The organism is bacterium (genome assembly GCA_024228115.1).
Classification (GTDB): domain Bacteria; phylum Myxococcota_A; class UBA9160; order UBA9160; family UBA6930.
This window is the reverse complement of record JAAETT010000085.1, coordinates 1-22,064: the sequence shown is the minus strand read 5'-3', so window position 1 is coordinate 22,064 and position 22,064 is coordinate 1. Positions and strand designations below refer to the sequence as shown.

The window sequence follows — 22,064 nt, the reverse complement described above, 5'->3', positions numbered from 1 at the left end:
TCCGCATAAACGGATGAATACACTGCTTCACCTGAAGCCCGCAGTGCGCGTGCGCCCCACCCAAGGAGTTTCCCGATGAGCGATCGACCCGCCTACAAGGTCGCCGACCTTTCCCTGGCCGAGCTTGGCCGCAAAGAAATCCGTCTCGCAGAGCACGAGATGCCTGGCTTGATGTCGCTGCGTGAGCGCTACGGCAAGGAACAGCCGCTCGCTGGCGTGAAGATCATGGGCAGCTTGCACATGACCGTGCAGACCGCCGTCCTGATCGAAACGCTGACGGCCCTCGGTGCCGACGTGCGTTGGGTCAGCTGCAACATCTTCTCGACCCAGGATTCGGCCGCCGCTGCCGTCGCGGTCGGCCCGAATGGAACGCCCGAAGATCTGAAGGGCATCGCCGTCTTCGCCTGGAAGGGTGAGACCCTCGATGAGTACTGGTGGTGCACGGACGAAGCCATGGAGTGGCCCGACGGCTCCGGGCCGGACCTGCTCGTCGATGACGGTGGCGACGCGACCCTGCTTCTCCACAAGGGCCTGGAGTTCGAGAAGGCCGAGAAGGTTCCGGACTTCAATGAGGAGACCGACGCCGAAGAGTGGGGCGTCATCCTGAAGACGCTTCGCGACGGTCAGGAGAGAGACCCGGGCCGCTGGAGCCGGCTGAACGCGAACATGAAGGGCGTGTCCGAAGAGACCACCACCGGCGTGCATCGGCTGTATCAGATGGAGGAACGCGGTGAGTTGCTCTTCCCGGCCATCAACGTCAACGACTCAGCCACCAAGAGCAAGTTCGACAACACCTACGGTTGCCGGCACTCGCTGCCGGATGGCCTGATGCGGGCGTCCGACGTGATGCTCGGCGGCAAGGTCGCCGTGGTCTGCGGCTATGGCGAAGTTGGCAAGGGCAGCGTCCAGGCCCTCCGCGGCCAGGGCTGCCGCGTCGTCGTCACGGAGATCGATCCGATCTGCGCCCTCCAGGCAGCCATGGAGGGTTACCAGGTGACGACGATGGAGGACATCGTCGAGACCGCCGACATCTTCGTCACCACCACGGGCAACTTCAACATCATCACGGCCGAACTGATGGCCCGCATGAAGGACAAAGCCATCGTCGGAAACATCGGCCACTTCGACAACGAGATCGACATGGCCGGCCTGAAGAAGATGGAAGGGGTGCGCTGCGAGAACATCAAGCCCCAATACGACGAGTGGATCTTCCCCGATGGACATAGCGTGCTGGTCCTGGCCGAAGGGCGCCTGCTCAACCTGGGCTGCGCCACCGGCCACCCGAGCTTCGTGATGAGTGCCTCGTTCACCAACCAGGTGATCGCCCAGCTCGAGCTGCACCAACATCCCGAGAAGTACGAGAACAAGGTCTACGTGCTGCCGAAGCACCTCGACGAGGAAGTGGCGCGGCTCCACCTGGGCCAGCTGGGCGTGAAGCTCACCACGCTCACGGCCGAGCAATCCGAATACCTCGGTGTGCCGATCGAAGGCCCGTACAAGCCCGACCACTACCGTTATTAGACCATGCCCGAGCTGATCGAGGCGCCGGCGGTGGTCGAAGCCGCCGGCACGCCTCCGAAACGGATCGAGGAATATGCGGGCCGCGTGCGCTCCGGCCATACCGGCGTGAGCGTGGCCCGGATGCGCTCACCGGAAGGCTGGGCCGAGCCCGGCCAACGGCCGGAGTTCGAGGAGATCACGGTCGTTCTCGACGGCATGGTCCGGGTCGACCACGAGGACGGCATGCTCGAGGTACGAACTGGCCAGGCCGTGGTCTCTCATCCGGGCGAGTGGGTCCGCTACAGCAGCCCGGAGCCGGGCGGCGCACACTATCTGGCGGTCTGTCTTCCTGCGTTCTCGCCGGAAAACGTGCACCGGGACAACCCGCCAGCCTAGAATCCCGGGATGACGATCTTCCCGAGGTTCTGCGGCTTCCTTCTTCTCACTCTTGGCCTCGCAATTGGCTCCGAGATGGCCTTGGCGCTTTCGGAAGCCGAAGCGACGGCGTTGGTCGCGGCGGAGGACCGCACTGCGGAAGATCGCGAGCGCGATGGGCGGCGGCATCCCGCTGAACTCCTGGTCTTCAGCCAGGTCGAGGGCGGCATGAAGGTCGCCGACCTGGGCGCGGGGAACGGGTATACGACCGAACTGCTTGCCCGAGCCGTCGGCCCGAAGGGCACGGTCTACGCACACAACTCCCCCTACGTGATCGAGAAGTACGTCAAGGAGAGTTGGCCGGCGCGGCTCTCACGAGACGTGATGAAGGGCGTGAACCGCATCGACCGCGAACTCGGCGACCCCTTGCCCCCGGAAGCCAAGGGGCTCGACCTGATCACGATGATCTACGTCTACCACGACACACTCTTCGCACCGATCGACCGGCCCGCCATGAACGCGAAACTCCTCGCAGCCCTCCGCCCGGGCGGCTCTCTCGTCGTGATCGATCATCACGCGAAGCCCGGTGCGGGCCCGGAAATCGCCGAGACGCTTCACCGCATGGACGCTGCGCTCCTGCGCAGCGAACTCGAGGCCGCCGGTTTCACCTTCGCGGAAGAAGCGGATTTCCTCCGCCAGCCGGAGGATCCGCGGGAGGAGCCCTTCTTCAAGATGGAGGCGCCCACGGACAGCTTCGTCCATCGCTATCTGAAGCCTGCGGCTGCGACCGACTGAACCCCCGCCGCATCCACCCGGGAATCCGCGCGCCTTCCCGTCCTCGAAGGGCCCTACCGGTCTCCGTTCCGGAGCCTGGCTTGCCAGGCCCCCAGGATCCCGGCCACCCGCTCCTCCCCCACCAACCCCAGATGGCCGGCGCCCTCCACGATTCGGATTTCGGCCTGAGGCGCGTGAGGCGTGATCGCCGGGCCAAAGCGGTCGGCGGCAAAAGCTTCATCCTCTGAACCGACGACCAGAAGCAGCGGTACGGTCGTCGCCTCCAGTTCCTCCTGCCAGTTCCGCGGCGCAAAGCCGACGTTCAAGCGGTGGCTGTAGGCCAGCGTCTCCGTGCCGTCGCGGACGTCTTCGGCCATGGAGAACTCGATGGTCGTCACGGCGTCGAAGGCGTGGATGCCAAAGCCATTGAGGATGGAGAGCAGAATGATCCGGGGAATCTTCGGCCGGGCCCAGCCGCCCGAACTGTTGCCTGCGCGCATGGTCGGCGCATCATGGGCCAGGTAGGGCGCCAACAAGACGAACCCGGCGGCCTCCCCGCCACCACCTGCGTATCGCAGCGCCAACCCTCCGCCGGATGAATGACCACCCACGAAGATGCGGCCGCTCGGGTGACGCTCGCCCACCCATCCGACCAGATCGACGAGATCGTCTTCCAGTTGATCTACGTAGTCGATGTCACCGCGCCGCTCCGGATCCACTCCGTGGCCCCGCAGATCGGGTGTATACACGTGGGCCGCGCCAGCTCCGGCCAGGCGTTCGCCGAGTGGTGCCAGGTAGGCGGAGTGATAGCCGGAGCCGTGCAGCAGGACGAAGACGTCGGGAGCCTCGCTCGCATAGTGCCGAACCGGCAGGTTGGCTCCGGTGCGGGTCGGATAGGCCAGCGGCTCGGGAGGGGGAGCCGAGGAGCCGGCGATCGCGGCGAAGTCGAGACCCATTGGAGCGTCCCCGGCATCCGGCGCGTCTGCACAGGCGAGCACACAGACCAGGGCGGCCAACCGCGCAGCGTGAGTCATGAGGGAAGCATCGCTCAGGCACCCGGCGGGTGCCCGGCCCCCTCAGCTCATGCCTCGTAGGAGTTGCGAGGCATGAAATCCCCGCGGCCCTCCGGAAGCAGGTCGAAGAAATGCCACGCGGGCGAAAGCAGATCCATGCCGCGGAAGCCCGCCTCCCCGAGCAAGGCGCATTGGGAGTAGAAATGCTGAAGCGCACCATCGGTGCGGCGGGTATAGATCGAGACACCGGGCAACTGCCCCCCATCGGGCGTTTCGAAGCCGAGTTCGGACTTGAGCGTCGAACCCGCCGCAGAGACCAATCGAAGGTTCTGCCAACCCCGCCCTCGCGCATAGGCGGAGAACTCACCGACGTCGCCAGCGACCAGCACCGCGAAGTTGGCGCGCTGCTGCAGATGCGGGACCACGCCGTCGTAACCGTCCGCCCATAGCGTGCACATCGGGCACGGATTCGTCTGGCTCTTGCCGAACATGAATTGCATCAGGATCAGCGGTTTCGTGGGATCGACGAACAACTCGGAGAGCTTCACCGGAACCCGTTGGCCGTCACGGAATTCTTCGAAGGCTTCGTCCGGTACCGCCGTGTCCTGGGGAAGGCTCCGGCGGAGTTCCGCGACACGCTCTCGCTGATCGCGTAGAGCCACTTCTGCCTCGAACAGCTCATCGCGCAGCTTGGCGTAGCCGGGCGACTCGCTCGGGTGTCGGCTGGACATGTCAGTCCTCCTTGGTGGGGTTCTGGGAGACGAGATCGAGGATCCGCGCCCAGCCGGCTTCGTGGCCGGCGTAGGCGTCGGAATCCGGAAGTTCGTCGTGCTCGAGGTGCAAGCGGGTCTGGCCCGGGCCTGCGGGCACGAACGTCACGGTGACGCGGGTATGAGCCTCGGCCTCGGCGATGAAGTCGGAGACCCAGGTGAAGGCGAGGCGGCGCGGAGGATCGATCTCCAGGTATTCCCCCGTCTGCGTGAAATCCTGCTCGGAACCGTGCATGACGATGCGGAACCGGCCACCGACCCGGAAGTCGAGTTCAACCGTCGCCGGGCGCATGCCCTCGGCGGGACACATCCACAGGGAGAGACTGGCCGCATCACTCCAGGCCTCGAAAACTTCCTCGGCGGTCGCGTCGATCAAGCGCTCCTGCACGATCCGATTCGTCATCGCTTCGTCCGAAGGTGCTTCTCCAGAGCGTCGAGCCTCCCCTCCCAGAAATCCGCGTAGCCAGCCGCATAGCGTGCGACCTTGCGCAGGGGGTCGGCTCGAAGCCGCAGGCGATGCTCGCGGCCTTCCACCTTGCGCACGACCAGGCCGGCCTCCTCGAGCACCCGCACATGCTTCGAGACTCCGTTCAAGGAGATCTCGAAGGGCGCCGCGATCTGCCCGATCGTGGCGGGCCCGCGCCGCAAGCGGCCGAGAATCGCCCGGCGCGTGGGATCCGCCAGGGCGGCGAAGGTGCGATCCAATTGTTCAACCATCTGGTTGAACGTTATCTCGAAGCCGAAGTCCCGGTCAAGCTTTCGGCCACGAAAAGATCGGCCTCATGAGTACTTCCGGAATTCCGGCTTCCGCTTGGCACGAGCGGCTTCGCCGCCCTCTTTCGATTCCTCGGTGCCGTAGTAGAGGGCCAGCCCCTGCATCCCCAGCGCACCGATCCCGCGAATCGATTCGGTATCCGCGTTGAAGGAGCGCTTGGCCAGGGCAATCGCCGTCGGGCTGCGCTCCACCAGCTCCATGCACCAGGCGGCGGTCTCCGCATCGAGATCGTCATCGGGCACGACCTTGTTGACGAGGCCCATTTCGCAGGCTTCCTCGGCGGAATAGCGCCGGCACAGGTACCACATCTCGCGCGCCGTCTTCTCGCCAACCACCCGGGCGAGATACGCGGTACCGAAGCCCGGATCGATCGATCCCATCTTCGGCCCAACCTGCCCGAACACCGCGCTCGCTCCGGCGAGGGTGAGATCGCAGAGCGTGGCCAACACGTTTCCACCACCGATGGCATAGCCGCGCACTTTCGCGAGCACGGGCTTCGGAACATCCCGGATCACCGAGTGCACCTCATCGATCGGCATGCCGATCACACCGCGGTCACCTCCGTAGCCACCGCTATCGTCGTGGCTCGATTGGTCACCACCCGTGCAGAACGCACGCTCGCCCGCACCGGTAAGCACGATCGCACCGATCTCGCGGTCGTAGCCCGCCCGCTGGAATGCGTCGACCAACTCGATGCAGGTACGAGCGCGAAAGGCATTCATCACCTCGGGCCGGTTCAGGGTGATGGTGGCAACGTGATCACGCGCCTCATAGAGGATGTCTTGATAGTCCATGATCTCTTTCGTTTTTCAGCCATGCATGGTCAGGCCGCCCGAAACGCTGATCGTCTGGCCCGTGATGAAGGCCGCGTCGTCGGACAGCAGAAAGGCGACCAGGCCCGGAAAATCCTCGGGCTGGGCCAGGCGCCGCATCGGAATCGAACGAGCCAGGGCCGCTGCGAGCTTTCCAGATTCGTCGAAGCTGGCGAAGAAGGGGGTGTCGGTGGGGCCTGGCGAAACGACGTTCAAGGTAATCCCCTGCTTCGCCAGCTCGCGGGCCACGGATTTCGAGAACGCGGCGACACCCCCTTTGCATGCTGCGTAGACGGCTTCACCACTGGAGCCCACCCGGCCCGCATCGGAGGTGATACTCACGACCCGACCCCGACCGTGGCGGGTCATGCGCCGCAGCACGGCCTGGGTCACATGCAGCGGCCCATAGAGATTGATGTCGATCACCTTCCGCCAGAGCTCTACATCCGTCTCGAGAAAAGCCGCGGCTTCGTCCCAACCTGCGTTGTTGACGAGACCTGCAACCTGGCCCAACTCGGTCTCGAACGCCTCGACCGCAGATTCGACGGCAGCTCCATCGGTGATGTCGACCTGCCAGGCGCGGCCTCGGCCACCTGCCTCGGCGATGGCGGAAACCGTCGCCTCCCCACCGGGCCCGTCGAGATCGAAGATCCCGACAACCGCGCCCTCTTCAGAAAGACGCCGGGCGATCGCACGCCCGATTCCACTCGCTGCGCCCGTGACGAGAACCGGCAACCCTTCGAGACCACGTAGACCCACGCCCAAGGGGTACCGCGTCCGAACGGAAACTGCCTACACGTCGTACCTGGACAGGCACCTCTCGCAGAGGCCGTGAGAGAAATCTGCCAGGGAGTGCGACGCAACGTACTCCTCGAGCTGTTCCCAAGCCCCGTCTTCCCGGCGGACGCTCTTGCATTCGGCGCAGATCGGTACGATGCCGCGAAGCGTCTCGATGCTGTCGAGTGCGTCCCGGAGCCGGCCGATCAGGGCTTCGCGTTCCTCGGCAGCCTCCCGCTCCGGGGTCTCGTCCCTCCCGAAGACCACGACCCGGCCCTCCCCGTCGGCATTCCGATAGTGGCGACCCCGCAAGTCGAGCCAGCGCAGGCTTCCATCGGGACGTACATAACGTGCCGAAACGCTGGCCGGCTCGTCACCCCGTACGAGAGCCTCGAAGAAAGCCTCTACATGCGGAAGATCCTCGGAATGCACGTGCTGGATTTCTGTTCTCCCGAGCAGGGCAGACGGCGGCCGGCCCAGGAGCCCCTCGTGACCCGGACTGGCGTACAGGATCGTCCCATCGTCTGCGACTTCCGCCACGATGTCGCGGGCGTTCTCCGTATAGGCCCGAAAACGAGCAGCTGTCCTCTCCAATTCGTCGCGAAGTTCCTTTCCCTGCTGATAGGCGGTCCGCCTGCCTCGCTCGTAGTAGGAGGCCCCGCCCCAGAAGCCCAGTGTGAGCACGCCCACGCCCACCAATGCGTCGGTCGCTCCGAGGGAAACGTCTGGAAGAGGAATCTGGGCCGGAACGACGGCCGCGATCATCAGGGCGGCACACGTCGTCAACGCAACCACTCCTCCCAGACGAGGGGAAACGAGAAGTGTGGCCAGAATGGGGATGACGGTCATGGTGATCAGCGAGCTGAGCACTGCTCCCCCCGTCAGCACGACCATCCCAGCATTCGAGAGCCCCAGCAAGCTGACGACGAGGATACAGATCCAGACCCCGGCGGGACGACCGCGCAGGCAGAGCCATGCGACCCCGAACACCAAGCCAACCAGGCCTAACACCCCGGCAAGGAACACGGCTCCTTCAGAGAACCGAACCGCCGCGGTGTACACCGTCAGCATGCATGCGCTCAACAAGGCGAAAACGGCTACATCGGTGCGAAGATCTACCCGGACTGGATTCGGTACCACCTGATCCCCTCCTCCAACTCCCACGCCCGCCATTCTGCCCGAACGAGTGAGCCCTTGCGCGAGGAAATTGGGCGCTCCGGTAGCGGTGAGCTGCAAACGGCCCGCCCGAGCCGGCATGAGCACGCCACACGGGGCGGTTTCCGGGCGGGGCAGCGCGCGAAATCCCGCCTACTCTTCCGCCTTCTCCTCGCTGGAAGGGCCCTCGGAGATTCCATCGGTCTGCTTCCTGCCCCCCGAATCGGCTCGCGCCGACGGCGGTTTCGAGGAACGAGGCTTCGGGAGAACCCCATGGGCTGGCTGCGCTGGATTGGATTCGGACTACTGGCTCTGATCCTGTTGATCTGCCTGCTGCTCACACCAGCCCACCTGCAGATTCGCGAACTCGATCCGGACCCGCCGCCCGTCTCGGCGCTGCTTGCCCTGGACGGCGAGGCCGACCGTCCCGTCCGACTTGGCTGGATGGAAACATCCCGACAGCCTTCCTTCTCGCCTCCGCCCCGCGTGCTTTCCCACCCGTCCTTCGCGCTGGAATGGAAAGACGGGCGGATCCTGCTCGTCGATCTGGGCATGAGCCCGGAGGCCGCTCGCAAGTTTGGCGCGCCGTTCGAGAGCCTGGGCGCCGGGCCCGTCGAAGTCTTCGGTTCGGTGGGAGAGATGCTCGGTGACGCAGCGGATCGCGTCGCCGGCGTCGTCATCACTCACCTGCACATCGATCATGTGGAGGGAGCCCGTTCGCTCTGCGAGGTTCGCGAGGGCGCGGCCCTTCCCATCTTCCAGGTCCGCGCCCAGGCGGAGCTGACCAACTACGGAACCCGAAGCACCTCCGAGCTGGTCGATGAGGTCGGTTGCCTGAACCGGACCGTTGTACCCGCGGGGAGTGCCGTCGCGCTCCCCGGGTTCCCCGGCGTGGCCCTGATCCACGCGGCCGGGCACACCCCGGGCAGCCAGATGCTGGCCGCGTCCCTGGCCGGGCCCGACGGGACGAAACGGGTGATCTTCACCGGGGACGTCATCAACGATATCGAGTCCGCACGTCTCGACCGGCCCAAGGCGCTGATCTACCGGCTCCTGATCGTTCCGGAGGCCGATGGCCAGCTGAGCCGGATTCGCCGCTTCCTGGCCGGACTCGAGCGCGACCATGGCTTCAGCCTGGCGATCGCCCACGACGGAGACCATCTGGCGTCCCTGGGCCTTCCCGGCGTCACGGAGCCGTGAGTCCGGCGCTTCCGGCCCCCCGGGTGTTCTGATAGCTTGCTCGGATGGCCAATCGATTTCGGCCTGGCCTGATCGCGGCCGGGCTCGCGCTGACCTTCCTCGCACCGCTTGCTCCGCCGAGGGCCGCCCAGGCGGCGTTGACCTGTGGGGACATCCCCGATCTCACGACATTCTTCTTCCAGAAGCACATCACCGCCCACCAGCTGGACGATGGCATCCGGACGCGAACCGTCGAGACCTATCTGAAACGGATCGATCCCCAGCGGGTCTTCTTCCTGGAGAGTGAGCTTTCGGAGCTCCAAAGCTCCCTGAAGAGCCTGTTCCTGGAGACGCGCTCCAGCGATTGCAGTCGGTTGCGCCGGCTCCACCAGGACATCCTCGGCCGCAACCGGGAAGTCGAGGGCTTCATTCGCGGCTTCATCGCGCGAGACGACTACGTGCTGGATACGGATGCAACCCTGCTCCTGGATCCGGACGAGCGTGGATCTCCGGCCACCAAGGAGGAGCGCGACGAGCTGCTGCGCACCCTCGCCCACTTCCAGATCTCGAACTACCTCGAAGGGGACGTGAGTATGGAGGAGGCCAAGAAGCGCCTCGTCCATCGCTACGAGCTGCGCACGAAGCGCGTCGCCGAGCTGAGCCGTGAGGATCTCTACTCCCAATTCCTCGACGCGTTTGCCGGAGCTCTCGACCCGCACACGTCGTACCTCTCCCCGCACGTGTGGGAAGATTTCCAGATCCAGATGGAGCTCTCGCTGGAAGGCATCGGTGTCGCCCTCACTGAACGGGACGGCTACGCCGTGGTCGAACAGATCATTCCAGGCGGCGCGACGGATCGCATCGACGCACTCGAACCGGCAGACCGCATCATCGCCGTGGCCGAGGAAGGCCGCGACGCCGTCGATATCATCGACATGGCATTGCGCGACGTCGTGCGCCTGATCCGCGGACGCAAAGGCACGCGCGTGCAGCTGACCGTGCTGCGCAAGGGCGACACGACCGAGCGCTTCCAGGTCTCGATCCAACGCGACACGATCGATCTCGAAGAACAGGCGGCAAAGCTCCGCATCGAAACCATCGACGTGGGGGACCAGAAGCTTCGCCTGGGCGTTCTCGACCTTCCGTCGTTCTATGGAGGCGACCGGGATCCAGCCAAGCGGCTGGGCTCCCGCGATGTGCGCCGACTGTTGGCAGAGGTGCGGCGTGAGAAGCTGGACGGGCTGCTCCTCGATTTGTCGCGAAACGGTGGCGGCCTGCTCGAGGATGCAGTCACGATCTCGGGCTTCTTCATCGAGGATGGCGGCATCGTCGCCGTTCGCGACGGCGGGGATCGAGGGCGGGTCTTGCCCGATCCGGACAACTCGGTCTTGTACGGCGGGCCCCTCGTGATCCTGACTTCCCGCGTGAGCGCATCGGCTTCGGAGATCCTGGCGGGGGCCCTCAAGGATTATGGCCGGGCCGTCGTCGTCGGGGATGATCACACGTTCGGAAAGGGCACCGTCCAGAGCCTCTTCCCCTTGCGGCCCGGGCTCGGCGCTCTCAAGGTGACGACCGGCTTGTTCTTCCGACCAGGGGGAACGTCCACTCAACATGCGGGCGTCGCCGCCGATGTGGTCGCGCCTTCGCTCTTCTCGACCGATGAGTTCGGCGAGAGCGCGCTCTCCTATTCGCTGCGCGCTCCGTCGATCGACGCCTTCCTCGGGAACGGCAACCGCCAGCAAGCCTGGAAGCCCGTTTCGCCGGATGTGGTCAAAGAGCTGGCGCGCCGTTCGGAGACGCGCCAGACGGGAGACGAGTTCTTCGAGACGATCCGAGAGGAACTCGCCAAGAAGGAGGCCTCGGAAGGTATCGTTCGCCTCGCGGATCTGGTTGCCGAAAAGAACGAAGACGATTCCGATCCGCTCGCAGCCAACGAAAGCAGCCCCGCTCCGGGCAATGCAAGTGCAGCGGTGCCCGAGGAAGCCAAGGCGGATGACGAAGAGCTGACGCCCCACGCGCAGGAAGCGTTGCGCGTCTTGGGGGATCTGATCCTCCTCTCGAAATAGCGCGGGCGGACGGATGCGCGCATTGTGGACCGTCCTGGGTGTGGCCGCGTTCATTGGTCTTCTCGTCATGACGACGCTGCGCAGTGGCCAGGTGGAGTGCGAGGTCTGCGTGGTGACCAAGGCGGGCAGTCATTGCTCCAGAGCGGCCGGCGCCGACCGTGAGGAGGCCATGGTCGGAGCCCTGCGTGCGGCCTGCGGAACCGCCGCCGGCGCCATGGACGACGAACTGGCCTGCACGGACCGGGCACCCCAGCGGATCACCTGCGAGCCCTAGCCTACGGGGCGCTACACTCGGAGGCCGACCCTCCCGTTTGCTTTGGAGCCAACTTGGTCATTCAGATTCTCAGCTCTCCTCCGCCCGAGCCCGAGGAAATCGCCAGTCAGCTGGGTGAGGCGATCCGTGAGGGTCTGCCGGAGGCTGAAGTCGTGGTTCGCGCCGTAAGCCCGGGCCACTTCGAAATCGAGGTGGTCTCTGCCGATTTCGAGGGCCTCTCCCGTGTGAAGCAGCAGCAGGCCGTCTACGCGAAGATCAAGCACCTGATGGCGGGCGATACCGCTCCGGTCCATGCGATCGACCGGATGGTCACGCGTACGCCCTGAGCCGTTGTCACCCAGCGGCCCAATACAAATGGACCCTCGATACCGGAGCGCGTTGAATCGCGACGTCTTGCCGGCACGGGCGGGCGAGTTCGCGCCGCTCCGGATCGGCCCCCTCGAGGTGGCCTCGCCCATCGTGCTTGCGCCCATGGCCGGCGTGACGAATGCGCCATTCCGAAGGCTATGCCGGAAATTCGGCGGTGGGCTCTTCGTCAGCGAGATGATCACGGCCAGGGCGTTGGTCGAGGGCAACACCAAGAGCCACAAGCTTGCCGATTTCGCACCGGACGAGAGCCCGCGCAGCTTGCAGCTCTACGGGGTCGACCCGCAGAGCATGGCGGAGGCCACCGCCTGGTTGGTCGGCGAAGGGCGCGTCGACCACATCGATCTGAACTTCGGCTGCCCGGTGCGGAAGGTGACGCGCAAGGGAGGGGGAGCAGCCATTCCAGCGCGCCCCGCCCTGCTCGCGAAGATCGTGCGCGCGGTCGTGAAGCACGCCGAGGCCGTGCCCGTGACCATCAAGTTCCGCATCGGGATCGATGAGCGCCTGACGACGTTTCTCGACACCGGGCGCATCGGCGAGCAAGAAGGCTGCGCGGCCGTTGCCCTGCACGCGCGAACTGCCGCCCAACTGTACGACGGCGAGGCAGATTGGGCAGCGATCGCCGAATTGAAGCAGAACGTTCGAGGCATTCCCGTGCTCGGAAACGGCGACATCTGGGAGGCCTTCGATGCCCTGCGCATGATGCGGTCGACCGGTTGTGACGGTGTCGTGGTAGGTCGAGGCTGCCTCGGGCGCCCCTGGCTATTCCGGGATCTCGCCCAGGTCTTCGCGGGCCACGAGCCCCAGGAGCCGCCGAACTTCGGTGAAGTACGGGCCACGATGCTCGAGCATGCGCATCTGCTCGCCGATTTCTTTGGCGAGGCGCCTGCGATGCGCGCCTTTCGCCGCCATGCCACCTGGTACACGAAGGGTTTCCCGGGTAGTGCCCAGCTGCGCGGCGAATTGATACGAGTAACGTCCCTGACCGGGCTCGAAGAAGTTCTCGAAGCCGTCGACCCGAACCTCCCCTTCCCCCCGGAAGCCATGCGCGTTCCGCGCGGCAAGAAGGCCGGCACCCAGAAGGTCGCCCTGCCGGAAGGCTTCTTCGACCACCTGGAGGATGATTCGCCCGTCGACCCGGACGCGGAGCTGGCGATCTCGGGGGGCTGAGTGGAATCAGATCTCGACCCCGGCGTCGCGTAGAAAGGCTGTGAGCGTTCTCTTCACTACGGCTGGCGGGTGCCCGACACCGCCGCCGGCGCTAGCGTGGCCTCTCCAGAAGGAGAACTCACGCGCATGGAACGTCTTCGTGACCGGGTTGCCGTCGTTACCGGCGGCGCAAGCGGCATCGGCCGCGGCATGGCAGAGGCCTTTGCCTCGGAAGGAATGAAGCTGGTGATCGCGGATATCGAATCCGCGGCCCTCGAGGGTGCCGTCTCCGAGCTTCGCGATGCCGGCGCGTCCGTCCTGGGTGTGGAGTGCGATGTCTCGAAGGCGGATTCAGTTGCGCAGCTTGCCGAACGCACACTCGAGGAATACGGCGCAGCCCACGTCCTGTGCAACAACGCTGGCGTTGCAGGTGGAATGGGAGGCCCGATCTGGGAGGCCAGCCTCGACGAATGGGATTGGGTGATGGGCGCGAACCTGATGGGCGTCGTCCATGGCATTCGCAGCTTCGTTCCGATCTTGCTCGAACAGGAGGAGGGACACGTGGTCAACACGGCGTCGATAGCCGGGTTGATTCCGGGGCGTGGCATCTACGGTGTTACCAAGCACGCCTGTGTCGCCCTCTCGGAAAGCCTGTGGAGCGGCTTTCAAGCCCAGGGCGCGAAGGTGGGTGTCTCGGTGTTGTGTCCCGGCTGGGTCGCGACGCGGATCGCAGAATCCGAACGCAACCGGCCTGAGGCGCCCCGGGAGCCGACAGCGGTGGGGCCCGAAGCCGAGGCCATGCAGAAGATTCTCGAAGGCATGATCACCAGCGGAATGGATCCGGCGGAAGTCGGCCGAATCGTCGCGTCGGCCATCAAGGAGCAACTCTTCTACGTGTTGCCGCATCGCTGGGAGAACATGATCGAAGCGCGCACGCGCAACATCCTCGACGGCGGTGATCCCATCGGTGAGCCGCCGCCCGGCACCCCCGATTGGTTCAATGCTGCCGAACCGAAGGACGACTGAGAGAGGGCCGCCGCTTGTGTTGGAGCCCTACTCCAAGGGTTCCCGGATCTCGCGAAGCAGCTTCGCCGCCACTGCTGCGGGGCTGTCGCCATCCTCATCCACTGAATAGTTGAGGCCCTGCATCCGCGGCTCGTCGATCGTTCCCTCCAGGGCGCGGAGTGCATCGAGCACGTCCGGGGCCTCCCGGCTGAGGCGCGGACTCGCGAGCAGGATGGCGTCGTAGGGCGGTATGACGCCAAGATCATCTTCCAGCAGCACCAGATCGTAGGCCGCGATCCGGCCATCCGTGGAGAACGCACTGATCACATCGACCTCCCCGCCGGCCACGGCCTGATACATGAGGCCCGGGTCCATGCTCCGCTCCTCGGAGAACGACAGGCCGTAGCGCGCCTCCAGCGCCTTCCATTCGGCGCGGCTGAAGAACTCGAGATCGCCGCCGATCTCGAGACCCGGGGCGACGCGCGGTAGATCGCCGATGCGCGATACGCCGAGTTCGCGGGCTCGATCCGCGCGCATACCGAGGGCATAGGTGTTCTCGAAGCCCAGAGCCGCAACGAGCGCGATGCCATGCTCGGCGGCAAGCCACTCGCCCACTTCTCGCAGGACGGCTTCCCGACTTTCCGGAAGGCCTTGGCGTTTCATCACCGTCGCCCAGATCGTGCCCGAGTAGTCGATGTAGAGATCGATCTGGCTTTCGCGGAGTGCGTCGAATGCCACGGTGGAGCCGAGAGATTCCAGAGCTCGCGAATCCCTCCCGGTTTCTTCGCGAACCCAGCCGGCCACCAGCTCGGAGAGGATGTATTGCTCCGTGAAGGTCTTGGACCCGATCAAGACGGGCCGGTCGCCGGTGCGGCTTCCATCCGCAACGAAGGCGAACGCCACGTAGGCGTAGAGCCCGAGAACGAGGGCCAGGACCGCACCCACCCGCGCTCGACTCCGGTTGCGCACGCCGGACTCGAGCGCCGCGATCAGACCATCCAGGAGGAGCGCCAGGCCGGCAGCCGCCAGGCAACCGACCCAGACCGCCGTGAAGTTGCGCGTCTGAAGCCCGGTGAAGATGAAGTTGCCGAGGCTCGTGGCCCCGACCGGCGTCGAGAGTGTGGCCGTGCCCACGACCCAGACCGCAGCCGTGCGCACGCCGGCGACCACGACCGGTAGTGCCAGTGGCAGCTCCACCCGAAGCAGTTGTTGGCGCGGCGTCATCCCGACCCCGCGCGCCGCTTCCACCAAGGCCGGATCGACGCCGCTGATTCCCGCGACGGTGTTCCGCAAGATCGGCAGGATGCTGTAGAGCGAGAGCGCGACGATCGCAGGCGGGTAGCCGATGCTACGCAGCTCGACACCGAGCCCCTCGAGCCACACGGCCAACCCCGCGAGCGTTGGCACCATGATCGCCAGCAACGCCAGGCTGGGGATCGTCTGGATGACGCTCGCCACGCCGAGCACGCCCCCTTCCAGGCTGCGCCGACGGGTGACGGCGATGCCCAGCGGGATGGCGATGGCCATGCCGAAGGCCAGAGCGACCAGTGTGAGCTGCAGGTGCGCGGTAAGGCGTTCGGGCAGGAGAGCGAGCTGCTCGCTCATGAGCTTCCCTCGAGCAGCCGATCCACGGCGTCGCGCTGACGACGCGGCGATTCGAGCAGCTCCGCGACGCGCGGGTGGGCGGGGGCGGCGAGCAACTCGGCCGGGGTGCCAATCTGCAGGATCCGCCCCGCGTGCATCACCGCGATGCGATCTGCGAGCAGAATCGCCTCGACCATGTCGTGGCTGACGAACATCACGGTCAAGCCGAGAGATTCCCGGAGCGCTCGAAACGAATCCTGGAGACGATCCCGGGTCAGCGGATCGAGCGCACCGAACGGTTCGTCGAGCAGAAGGATCTCCGGTTCCGCCGCCAGGGCACGAGCCAAGCCTACTCGTTGCTGCTGTCCACCGGAGAGCTCGGACGGCGCGCGGTTGCGGAATTCGGCGGCGGGTAACTCCACGCGATCGAGCAGTTCGTCCACGCGGGCATTGATTCGGCCCCTCTCCCAACCCAGGAGTTCCGGAGTGATCGCGATGTTTTCCGCCACGCTGAGATGGGGAAACAAGCCGACCTGCTGGAAGCCGTAGCCGATCCGGCGGCGGAGTTCGTGGGCGGGAAGCCCGCGGTGATCGTGCCCGTCGATCTCGACTCTTCCCGAGGTGGGCTCGATCAGGCGATTCACCATCTTCAGGGTCGTGGTCTTGCCGCAACCGGAGCCGCCCACCAGAAATACGCACTCGCCCGCCGCCACACGAAGAGAGATACCCTCGACCGCCCGGGTCTCGGCTTCTGCGCCGTAGCGCTTCACGAGCTCGTGGAGCACGATCACGCGCGGAGCTTACCATGGGAGTCGTCTACGCCCTGCTCGCCTACGGAGCATGGGGAATCCTACCGATCTACTGGAAGGCACTCGCGGCGGTTCCGGCCACGGAAATTCTCGCCTGGCGGGTCGTCGGCACGGTGGCGTTCACCTTGCTGCTGCTCGGGTTGCTTCGCCGGCTCCCGGAGCTCCGCATCTTTCTCCGCGAACCACGAGAAGCCGTGCGACTCAGCATGAGCAGCGTGCTGATCGGCACGAACTGGCTGATCTACATCTGGGCCGTCAACCACGACCAGTTGCTCGAAGCGAGCTTCGGCTACTACCTGAACCCGTTGTTCAGCGTGTTTCTCGGCCGCGTGGCATTGGGCGAACGGATCTGGCCCCTGCAGGCGCTGGCGGTCGCCATCGCGGCAGGGGGTGTCGCAGTCCTCGGCTGGCAATTTTCGGGGTTGCCTTGGGTCTCCCTCGCGCTTGCAACCAGCTTTGGGCTGTACGGTTTGATCCACAAGCTGAGCCACGTCCGGCCGATCCCCGGGCTGTGGTTCGAAACCGGCCTGCTCGCGCCTCTCGCCGTGCTGCTTCTGGTATTTGGCGTGGAACCCACGGGCGGAGCACTCGCCGAGGGCCTCAGCCCTCTGGAGGAGACGCTGCTCCTTGCTGCAGGTCCGGCCACCGCCCTGCCCCTGCTGTGGTTCGCCAGTGCGGCTCGGCGCTTGACACTCTCGGTCCTCGGCCTCTTCCAATACATCGCACCCAGCATCGGCTTCCTGCTGGCCGTGTTCGTCTACGCCGAACCCTTTTCGAGAGCCCACGGAATCGCGTTCTCGTGCATCTGGCTCGCGCTGGCGCTCTTCACCTACGACTCCTGGCGGAGGAGAAGCCGGTAGCGGAGAGCGGGGACGTTCTTTCCGCAGTTTCCGTTGCTGGAGTCTCCGCCCGTTTCTAGAGGCGCTCGGCGAACAAGCCCAGCACGCGATCCATGGCCTCTCGGGTCGGGTGGCCGGTTTCGTCCACGAAATCTGCGGCCACCACGCTATGAGCGATACGGCTGATCCCATGGGCATTGCCGCGCCCCGAATCGATTTCGATTCCTTCGAAGCCATCACCCAGCTCGCGTCGCAATGTCTCGAAGCGTTCCGGCGGACACAGGGGATCGTGGGTAAAACGCAGCCCAAGAACCCCGGCGCCTTCGGCCGCGCGTTTCTTGACACACGCAAGCTGCTCTGGTGTCACATGCAACGCGGCACGCCGCTCCTTGCCGAACCCGAACGGCAGGGATGGCTGGGAGAGCACCGGCGCCATCAGCGCGGGTTCCATCATCAAGGCCAGTGCGAAGTTGCCCGTCAGGCACATTCCGATCGCGCCGATGCCCTTGCCGCCGATCTCTTCGTGGAGCGCACGCGCAAGCGCTCGCAGCCAATCCGTGATCGGGCTGGCGCCGTGGGCAGCGAGCACGTGGAACTCCCGGCTGATGCACGCCCGAAGCATCTGGCCCGCCACATAGCCGCCCGAAATGGGCTTGTTGAGAACGCCGAAGAGTTCCGGCATCTCGACGGTGAATCCGGCGTCTGCCACGATCCGTCCGAACTGCGCGACCTGCGGCGTGATGCCTGGTATCTCGTGCATCACCAGCACGCCGGGGCCATCGCCGCGACGATGAACCGTGCGCGTCACGCCTTCGAGCGTCACCTCGCGAGTCTCGAATCCATCCAACATGCCCGGACCATACATCGGGCGTCTGGTGGATTCAGCCCTCGCTCCCTGCACGCAGTGGCGTGGGCTTGCCGAAGAGCCAACCCTGGCCGAAGGAGATGTTCAACTCCTTCAGCACTTCGAGTTCCTCGAGCCTGTCGAGCCCTTCGCCGATGATCTTGGCGCCAATCGTGTTGGCGACCGCTTGAAGGGCCTGGAGCAACGCCTTGCGGGCGGGATCCGTATCCAGGCCCGTTACCAGGGCGCGGTCCACCTTGATGAACTCCGGCTCCAGCTCGATGACCGCCTGAAGGCTCGCATAACCGGCACCCGTATCGTCAAGCGCAAAGCGGAAGCCCAGTGCGCGGTACGCGTCCCGGACCTCGCGGAACGCATCGAAATTCTCGATCGACTCCTGCTCCGAGATCTCGAACACCACGTCACTCGGCCGGAGATTGGTGCGCTGGAGCGTGTGGACGAGCTCATCCGGAGCGAAGTAGGGATCGTGAATCGAGGTGGGCCGAACGTTCAAGAAGAGGGCCGTACCCGTCTGGATTTCCGTCGCTCCTTCGAGACCCGCACGCCGACAGAGGCAGTCGAGTTCGAAGAGCAGGCCTTCGTCTTCGGCGGCATCAAAGAGCGCCAGCGGACTGCGAAACGCGCTGCCCTCGGGCCCGCGCACGAGGGCTTCGTAGCCGTAGACGGTCTTGGTCGTGACATCGACGATCGGCTCGTAGACCGAGGAGACCTCTCCCGCGAGTACCATGGCCTGGAATGTCCGGCGCCGATGCCGGGCGTCCATTCGCGCCTGAAGATCGGCATCTTCCCGTGCCTCCGAAAGCGCCTCGCGAATCTGGTTCTCCGCACCGCGGAAGGGATTGCGCTGAACCGCTGCATAGCCCACCGAGAACTGCGGCATGCGCCGCGAATAGGGGTAGACCAGCTTGACCCCCTGCCTCTCGATCGCCGTCTCGATCCCCCGCGCGAGGCTCGGAAGCTCGTTGCGGTAGAAGCCTCCGTCTCCGTCACCGCGAAAGAAAGCGACAGCGATTTCGAAGCGCCCGGTTTCTCCCGTGACGACCACTTCATCCCCGTCGAGCTGATCCGCCGCCACGTCATAGACGAGAGCACTCAGGTTGCGAAGCGCCGCCTTGCTCGCCTCCGAACCGTGGTTTCGCTCGATGCCGCTCAGGCAGGTGCCATCGACCAGCACGATCCCAAGGCACTTCCCGCAGCCGTATTGTTGGACGAGGGACGGCAGGACGTCGCCGAGCCGCGGCAGGACAGCGGTTCGCGGGAGACGGTTTCCAGCGTCCCTCTCGTCCTTCTCCAGCTCGGCTTCGCTCACCGGTGCGTCATCGGCGTTTCGGAGGTGCGGATTGAGCCCTGAGCCTGGGGCGTTCGACCCGGGCCCGGGGCTCTCTTCGGACGGCTGAGCTACGGTGCCCGGCCATGTCGGATTTCCGGGCTGTCATCTTCGATCTCGGCGGAGTCGTCGTCGATTCACCGCTCCACACGATTGCCGCGTACGAGCGCGATCTCGGCATCCCGGACGGTTTCGTGAACCGTCTGGTGGTCGAGACGGGCCCCACAGGAGCCTGGTCCCGGCTCGAGCGAGGCGAGATCGACCGCGAGACCTTCGAACGGGATTTCGACGCCGAGTGTCGGGCGGGCGGCCATCCGCTCTCGGCCAGGGAGATGATGCGGCGGATCAGCGAATGCGCCCCGCGGCCCAGCATGCTGCGCGCGATCGATCGCCTGCGCGCCGCCGACTTCCTGGTCGCCGCCTTGACCAACAACTGGGTCGACGAGAGCGCGCCGGCAAACTCCCCCCACGAATTCAGCGCCCTCTTTCACGTCGTGGTCGAATCGGCCAAGACCGGTTTGCGCAAGCCGGACCCGCGCATCTACGAACTCGCCTGCCAGGAACTCGACGTCCAACCCCGCGAGGCCGTATTCCTGGATGACATCGGCCGCAACCTGAAGACGGCACGCAGCCTCGGCATGCATACGATCAAGGTCGACGCCCCAGAGCCCGCCCTCGCCGCGCTGACGGAACTGGTCGGCATCGACCTCTCCTGAGCCCACCCAGCATGGGCCCGCCCACCACGGAGACGATCGGCGGCGAAGCTCGTCACCTGCTGCGCCTGGCCGTGCCCGTGGTGACCGCCCTGCTCGGCACCATGATGATGGGTTTCGTCGACACACTGATGGTGGGCCGGGTCAGCGTCGAAGCCCTCGCTGCAGCCGCAATCGCCAACTTCTGGATCTTCGCGACCCTTCAGATGGCGCTGGGCATCTTGTTCGGCCTCGACCCGATCGTCGCCCAGGCTCATGGTGCTGGCGACGGCGAGCGCGCGCGGCTGGCCCTTCAGCAAGGCGTCGTACTTGCTGCCGTGCTCTCCGTGCTCCTCGTCTTCCTGTGGTCGTTGAGCGAGAACGTGCTGCTCGCGATGGGCCAGGATCCAGAACTTGCCGCCGGTGCACATACCTACACGCGAGTGCAGCTTCCGAGTGTGCCCTTCCTGCTCGGTGCCGCAGCCTTGCGGCAATACCTCCAGGCCCGCGAACTCGTGCGCCCAGCCATGTGGGTCGTATTGATCGCCAACCTGTGGAACGTGTTCTTCAACTGGGTCTTCATTTTCGGCCACCTCGGATCCCCCGCCCTGGGCCTGGAGGGCGCGGGTATCGCGACCTCGCTCACGCGGATCCTCTCGGGCCTGGCATTGTTAGGCCTCGTCTGGTTTCGCGGATACCACCAGGGCGGATGGATCCCCTGGAGCCGCGCCGCCTGGGATCCGGCCGGCCTTCGGCGACTGCTCGCGATGGGAATCCCAATCTCCGTGCAGATGGGTCTCGAGATGTGGGCTTTCAGCGGCTCCAACCTGGTGGCAGGTTGGCTGGGTACCCGCGCTCTGGCCGCTCACACGATCGTGCTCAACCTGGCATCGATCACGTTCATGATGCCCCTCGGAATCGCCCAGGGAACCGCCGTTCGCGTCGGCAACTTGATCGGTGCCGGCCGGCCCGAGCGGGCCCGCCGCGCAAGCTGGGTGGGCATCGCCGGAGGCGCCGGCGTCATGACGCTTTCAGCCACCCTCTTCGTCCTGCTGCGCGACCTGCTGCCACGGGCGTACACACCCGATGCCGCCGTCATCGCGTTGGCTGCGAGCATCCTACCGATCGCAGCTGCCTTCCAGGTCTTCGACGGCATCCAGGTCGTCGCCTGCGGCGTCCTCCGCGGCCTCGGCCGCCCCCGCCCCGCCGCCGTCTTCAATCTGATCGGCTACTGGATCCTGGGCCTGCCCATCGGCATCTGGCTGGCCCTGCGGACGAGCGCAGGCCTGGCGGGCCTGTGGTGGGGCCTGGCCGGAGGCCTCGCCCTCGTGGCCGTCGCCCTGCTCGTGTGGATTTCGCGAGCTGGAGAGGCGGCATTCACGGGGAGCGGAAGCCGTTAGGCGCGAGAGTCCTTGGCTACTTGCTTGGCGTGCCATTGGGCTTCTTGGGACTGCCTGGTGAGCAAAGCCCTCCCATGTAGATCGCATGCCTCACGGGGAATTGCCACCTGCGGGGCGCGGCGGTTGGCCAGCCTGGGTTTCGCGGGGCTGTTGAGGGCGGACGGGTTGGGGGTGAGGGCATCCTTTCATCCTGCGGTGGGCTCTCGCCCGGCCGACGCGTGGGCGCGGCGCTTTAGCCCGCCTGGGTGGGGCCAAGGTCGGCTTGGGGTCGTGGGTCGGGCGGGCTGTGTACGGGTTCTCGGCTGGATCGCGGCCGGTAGCGGTGTTCGTCGGTGTTCCTTGACATCGCATTCAAACAATGCCATTATCAACACCATGCTGCGTCGGACTCCTCAGCTCGAACTTCCCCTTCATGGTTGGGGTGGAAGGCGTGAGGGCGCTGGACGTAAGCGCGGTCCGAACCCTCGGGTGGCTCATCTCCAGCGAGCGCCGTTGGCTTCGCGGCATCCTTGCCACGTGACCTTGAAGGTCCGGCCCGATGTCCCGTCACTTCGAGAT

The 22,064-nt window shown here is 65.6% G+C and carries 23 protein-coding genes; 12 read left to right on the top strand and 11 right to left on the bottom strand.

Annotation, left to right across the window (positions count from 1 at the left end; all coding sequences use genetic code 11):
- Positions 1–75: 75 nt before the first annotated feature.
- The 3 genes from GY937_04850 to GY937_04840 are packed head-to-tail and all read left to right on the top strand — an operon-like array spanning position 76 to position 2,670.
- Positions 76–1,521 carry an adenosylhomocysteinase gene (locus GY937_04850; protein ID MCP5056039.1) on the top strand — a complete coding sequence of 482 codons (1,446 nt, stop codon included), beginning with the start codon at positions 76–78 and terminating at the stop codon, positions 1,519–1,521.
- A gap of 3 nt (positions 1,522–1,524) precedes the next feature.
- Complete coding sequence (locus GY937_04845; GenBank protein ID MCP5056038.1) at positions 1,525–1,896, top strand: cupin; 372 nt, start codon at positions 1,525–1,527, stop codon at positions 1,894–1,896.
- Positions 1,897–1,905: 9 nt separating this feature from the next.
- The gene (locus GY937_04840) at positions 1,906–2,670 is read left to right on the top strand and encodes a class I SAM-dependent methyltransferase (GenBank protein ID MCP5056037.1); all 765 of its coding nucleotides are present in this window, start codon (positions 1,906–1,908) and stop codon (positions 2,668–2,670) included.
- Between the two features lie 53 nt (positions 2,671–2,723).
- On the opposite strand, the gene GY937_04835 is transcribed toward GY937_04840, so the two are convergent.
- The 7 genes from GY937_04835 to GY937_04805 all read right to left on the bottom strand — a co-directional run bounded on the left by GY937_04835 (position 2,724) and on the right by GY937_04805 (position 7,936).
- Complete coding sequence (locus GY937_04835) at positions 2,724–3,521, bottom strand: alpha/beta hydrolase (protein ID MCP5056036.1); 798 nt, start codon at positions 3,519–3,521, stop codon at positions 2,724–2,726.
- Between the two features lie 209 nt (positions 3,522–3,730).
- Positions 3,731–4,393 carry a DUF899 domain-containing protein gene (locus GY937_04830; GenBank protein ID MCP5056035.1) on the bottom strand — a complete coding sequence of 221 codons (663 nt, stop codon included), beginning with the start codon at positions 4,391–4,393 and terminating at the stop codon, positions 3,731–3,733.
- 1 nt (position 4,394) lies between these two features.
- Entirely contained in the window at positions 4,395–4,835 is a 441-nt protein-coding gene (locus GY937_04825) for an SRPBCC domain-containing protein (GenBank protein MCP5056034.1), read from the bottom strand.
- On the bottom strand, positions 4,832–5,149 hold the full coding sequence (locus tag GY937_04820) for a winged helix-turn-helix transcriptional regulator (protein MCP5056033.1): 318 nt from the start codon (positions 5,147–5,149) through the stop codon (positions 4,832–4,834). Before GY937_04820 ends, GY937_04825 begins: the two co-directional genes overlap by 4 nt.
- Before the next feature lie 63 nt (positions 5,150–5,212).
- A complete protein-coding gene (locus GY937_04815) occupies positions 5,213–6,001 on the bottom strand; it encodes a 1,4-dihydroxy-2-naphthoyl-CoA synthase (GenBank protein ID MCP5056032.1) in 789 nt (262 codons plus the stop codon).
- A 15-nt stretch (positions 6,002–6,016) separates the two neighbouring features.
- Complete coding sequence (locus GY937_04810; protein MCP5056031.1) at positions 6,017–6,778, bottom strand: SDR family oxidoreductase; 762 nt, start codon at positions 6,776–6,778, stop codon at positions 6,017–6,019.
- Between the two features lie 33 nt (positions 6,779–6,811).
- On the bottom strand, positions 6,812–7,936 hold the full coding sequence (locus GY937_04805) for a PAS domain-containing protein (GenBank protein MCP5056030.1): 1,125 nt from the start codon (positions 7,934–7,936) through the stop codon (positions 6,812–6,814).
- A 288-nt stretch (positions 7,937–8,224) separates the two neighbouring features.
- On the opposite strand from GY937_04805, the gene GY937_04800 reads away from it, so the two are divergent.
- The 6 genes from GY937_04800 to GY937_04775 all read left to right on the top strand — a co-directional run bounded on the left by GY937_04800 (position 8,225) and on the right by GY937_04775 (position 14,011).
- A complete protein-coding gene (locus GY937_04800; protein MCP5056029.1) occupies positions 8,225–9,151 on the top strand; it encodes an MBL fold metallo-hydrolase in 927 nt (308 codons plus the stop codon).
- A 44-nt stretch (positions 9,152–9,195) separates the two neighbouring features.
- Positions 9,196–11,196 carry a tail-specific protease gene (locus GY937_04795; GenBank protein ID MCP5056028.1) on the top strand — a complete coding sequence of 667 codons (2,001 nt, stop codon included), beginning with the start codon at positions 9,196–9,198 and terminating at the stop codon, positions 11,194–11,196.
- 13 nt (positions 11,197–11,209) lie between these two features.
- Positions 11,210–11,470 carry a hypothetical protein gene (locus GY937_04790; protein ID MCP5056027.1) on the top strand — a complete coding sequence of 87 codons (261 nt, stop codon included), beginning with the start codon at positions 11,210–11,212 and terminating at the stop codon, positions 11,468–11,470.
- Between the two features lie 53 nt (positions 11,471–11,523).
- Positions 11,524–11,796 carry a BolA family transcriptional regulator gene (locus tag GY937_04785; GenBank protein MCP5056026.1) on the top strand — a complete coding sequence of 91 codons (273 nt, stop codon included), beginning with the start codon at positions 11,524–11,526 and terminating at the stop codon, positions 11,794–11,796.
- Positions 11,797–11,824: 28 nt separating this feature from the next.
- Complete coding sequence (gene dusB / locus GY937_04780) at positions 11,825–13,006, top strand: tRNA dihydrouridine synthase DusB (GenBank protein ID MCP5056025.1); 1,182 nt, start codon at positions 11,825–11,827, stop codon at positions 13,004–13,006.
- Positions 13,007–13,132: 126 nt separating this feature from the next.
- Entirely contained in the window at positions 13,133–14,011 is an 879-nt protein-coding gene (locus GY937_04775) for an SDR family NAD(P)-dependent oxidoreductase (protein MCP5056024.1), read from the top strand.
- Between the two features lie 27 nt (positions 14,012–14,038).
- On the opposite strand, the gene GY937_04770 is transcribed toward GY937_04775, so the two are convergent.
- Positions 14,039–15,595, bottom strand: coding sequence for an ABC transporter permease subunit (locus GY937_04770; GenBank protein MCP5056023.1), 1,557 nt, complete (start codon positions 15,593–15,595; stop codon positions 14,039–14,041).
- Complete coding sequence (locus GY937_04765; protein MCP5056022.1) at positions 15,592–16,365, bottom strand: ATP-binding cassette domain-containing protein; 774 nt, start codon at positions 16,363–16,365, stop codon at positions 15,592–15,594. Before GY937_04765 ends, GY937_04770 begins: the two co-directional genes overlap by 4 nt.
- Before the next feature lie 14 nt (positions 16,366–16,379).
- Here GY937_04765 and rarD point away from each other — a divergent pair, with 14 nt between their 5' ends.
- Positions 16,380–17,243 carry an EamA family transporter RarD gene (gene rarD, locus GY937_04760; protein MCP5056021.1) on the top strand — a complete coding sequence of 288 codons (864 nt, stop codon included), beginning with the start codon at positions 16,380–16,382 and terminating at the stop codon, positions 17,241–17,243.
- 55 nt (positions 17,244–17,298) lie between these two features.
- On the opposite strand, the gene GY937_04755 is transcribed toward rarD, so the two are convergent.
- Together GY937_04755 and GY937_04750 are read right to left on the bottom strand one after the other, a co-directional pair.
- Positions 17,299–18,072, bottom strand: coding sequence for a dienelactone hydrolase (locus GY937_04755; protein MCP5056020.1), 774 nt, complete (start codon positions 18,070–18,072; stop codon positions 17,299–17,301).
- Positions 18,073–18,103: 31 nt separating this feature from the next.
- Positions 18,104–19,396 (bottom strand): EAL domain-containing protein, encoded by a 1,293-nt coding sequence (locus tag GY937_04750; GenBank protein ID MCP5056019.1) that lies wholly within the window; start codon positions 19,394–19,396, stop codon positions 18,104–18,106.
- A 104-nt stretch (positions 19,397–19,500) separates the two neighbouring features.
- Between GY937_04750 and GY937_04745 the strand changes: the two genes are divergently transcribed.
- Positions 19,501–20,130: an HAD family phosphatase gene (locus tag GY937_04745; protein ID MCP5056018.1), complete on the top strand. Its 630-nt coding sequence runs from the start codon at positions 19,501–19,503 to the stop codon at positions 20,128–20,130.
- Positions 20,131–20,141: 11 nt separating this feature from the next.
- Positions 20,142–21,506, top strand: a complete 1,365-nt coding sequence (locus GY937_04740; protein ID MCP5056017.1) for an MATE family efflux transporter — start codon at positions 20,142–20,144, stop codon at positions 21,504–21,506.
- The last annotated feature ends 558 nt before the right edge of the window (positions 21,507–22,064 follow it).

What these genes read in the sequence shown, in the direction of transcription:
- GY937_04820 (MCP5056033.1), bottom strand. Translation starts at nt 5,149, where the DNA reads ATGGTTGAACAATTGGATCGCACCTTCGCCGCCCTGGCGGATCCCACG.
- GY937_04795 (MCP5056028.1), top strand. Translation starts at nt 9,196, where the DNA reads ATGGCCAATCGATTTCGGCCTGGCCTGATCGCGGCCGGGCTCGCGCTG.
- GY937_04825 (MCP5056034.1), bottom strand. Translation starts at nt 4,835, where the DNA reads ATGACGAATCGGATCGTGCAGGAGCGCTTGATCGACGCGACCGCCGAG.
- dusB (MCP5056025.1), top strand. Translation starts at nt 11,825, where the DNA reads ATGGACCCTCGATACCGGAGCGCGTTGAATCGCGACGTCTTGCCGGCA.
- GY937_04830 (MCP5056035.1), bottom strand. Translation starts at nt 4,393, where the DNA reads ATGTCCAGCCGACACCCGAGCGAGTCGCCCGGCTACGCCAAGCTGCGC.
- rarD (MCP5056021.1), top strand. Translation starts at nt 16,380, where the DNA reads ATGGGAGTCGTCTACGCCCTGCTCGCCTACGGAGCATGGGGAATCCTA.
- GY937_04840 (MCP5056037.1), top strand. Translation starts at nt 1,906, where the DNA reads ATGACGATCTTCCCGAGGTTCTGCGGCTTCCTTCTTCTCACTCTTGGC.
- GY937_04755 (MCP5056020.1), bottom strand. Translation starts at nt 18,072, where the DNA reads ATGTTGGATGGATTCGAGACTCGCGAGGTGACGCTCGAAGGCGTGACG.
- GY937_04815 (MCP5056032.1), bottom strand. Translation starts at nt 6,001, where the DNA reads ATGGACTATCAAGACATCCTCTATGAGGCGCGTGATCACGTTGCCACC.
- GY937_04850 (MCP5056039.1), top strand. Translation starts at nt 76, where the DNA reads ATGAGCGATCGACCCGCCTACAAGGTCGCCGACCTTTCCCTGGCCGAG.
- GY937_04740 (MCP5056017.1), top strand. Translation starts at nt 20,142, where the DNA reads ATGGGCCCGCCCACCACGGAGACGATCGGCGGCGAAGCTCGTCACCTG.
- GY937_04800 (MCP5056029.1), top strand. Translation starts at nt 8,225, where the DNA reads ATGGGCTGGCTGCGCTGGATTGGATTCGGACTACTGGCTCTGATCCTG.
- GY937_04790 (MCP5056027.1), top strand. Translation starts at nt 11,210, where the DNA reads ATGCGCGCATTGTGGACCGTCCTGGGTGTGGCCGCGTTCATTGGTCTT.
- GY937_04845 (MCP5056038.1), top strand. Translation starts at nt 1,525, where the DNA reads ATGCCCGAGCTGATCGAGGCGCCGGCGGTGGTCGAAGCCGCCGGCACG.
- GY937_04775 (MCP5056024.1), top strand. Translation starts at nt 13,133, where the DNA reads ATGGAACGTCTTCGTGACCGGGTTGCCGTCGTTACCGGCGGCGCAAGC.
- GY937_04745 (MCP5056018.1), top strand. Translation starts at nt 19,501, where the DNA reads ATGTCGGATTTCCGGGCTGTCATCTTCGATCTCGGCGGAGTCGTCGTC.
- GY937_04770 (MCP5056023.1), bottom strand. Translation starts at nt 15,595, where the DNA reads ATGAGCGAGCAGCTCGCTCTCCTGCCCGAACGCCTTACCGCGCACCTG.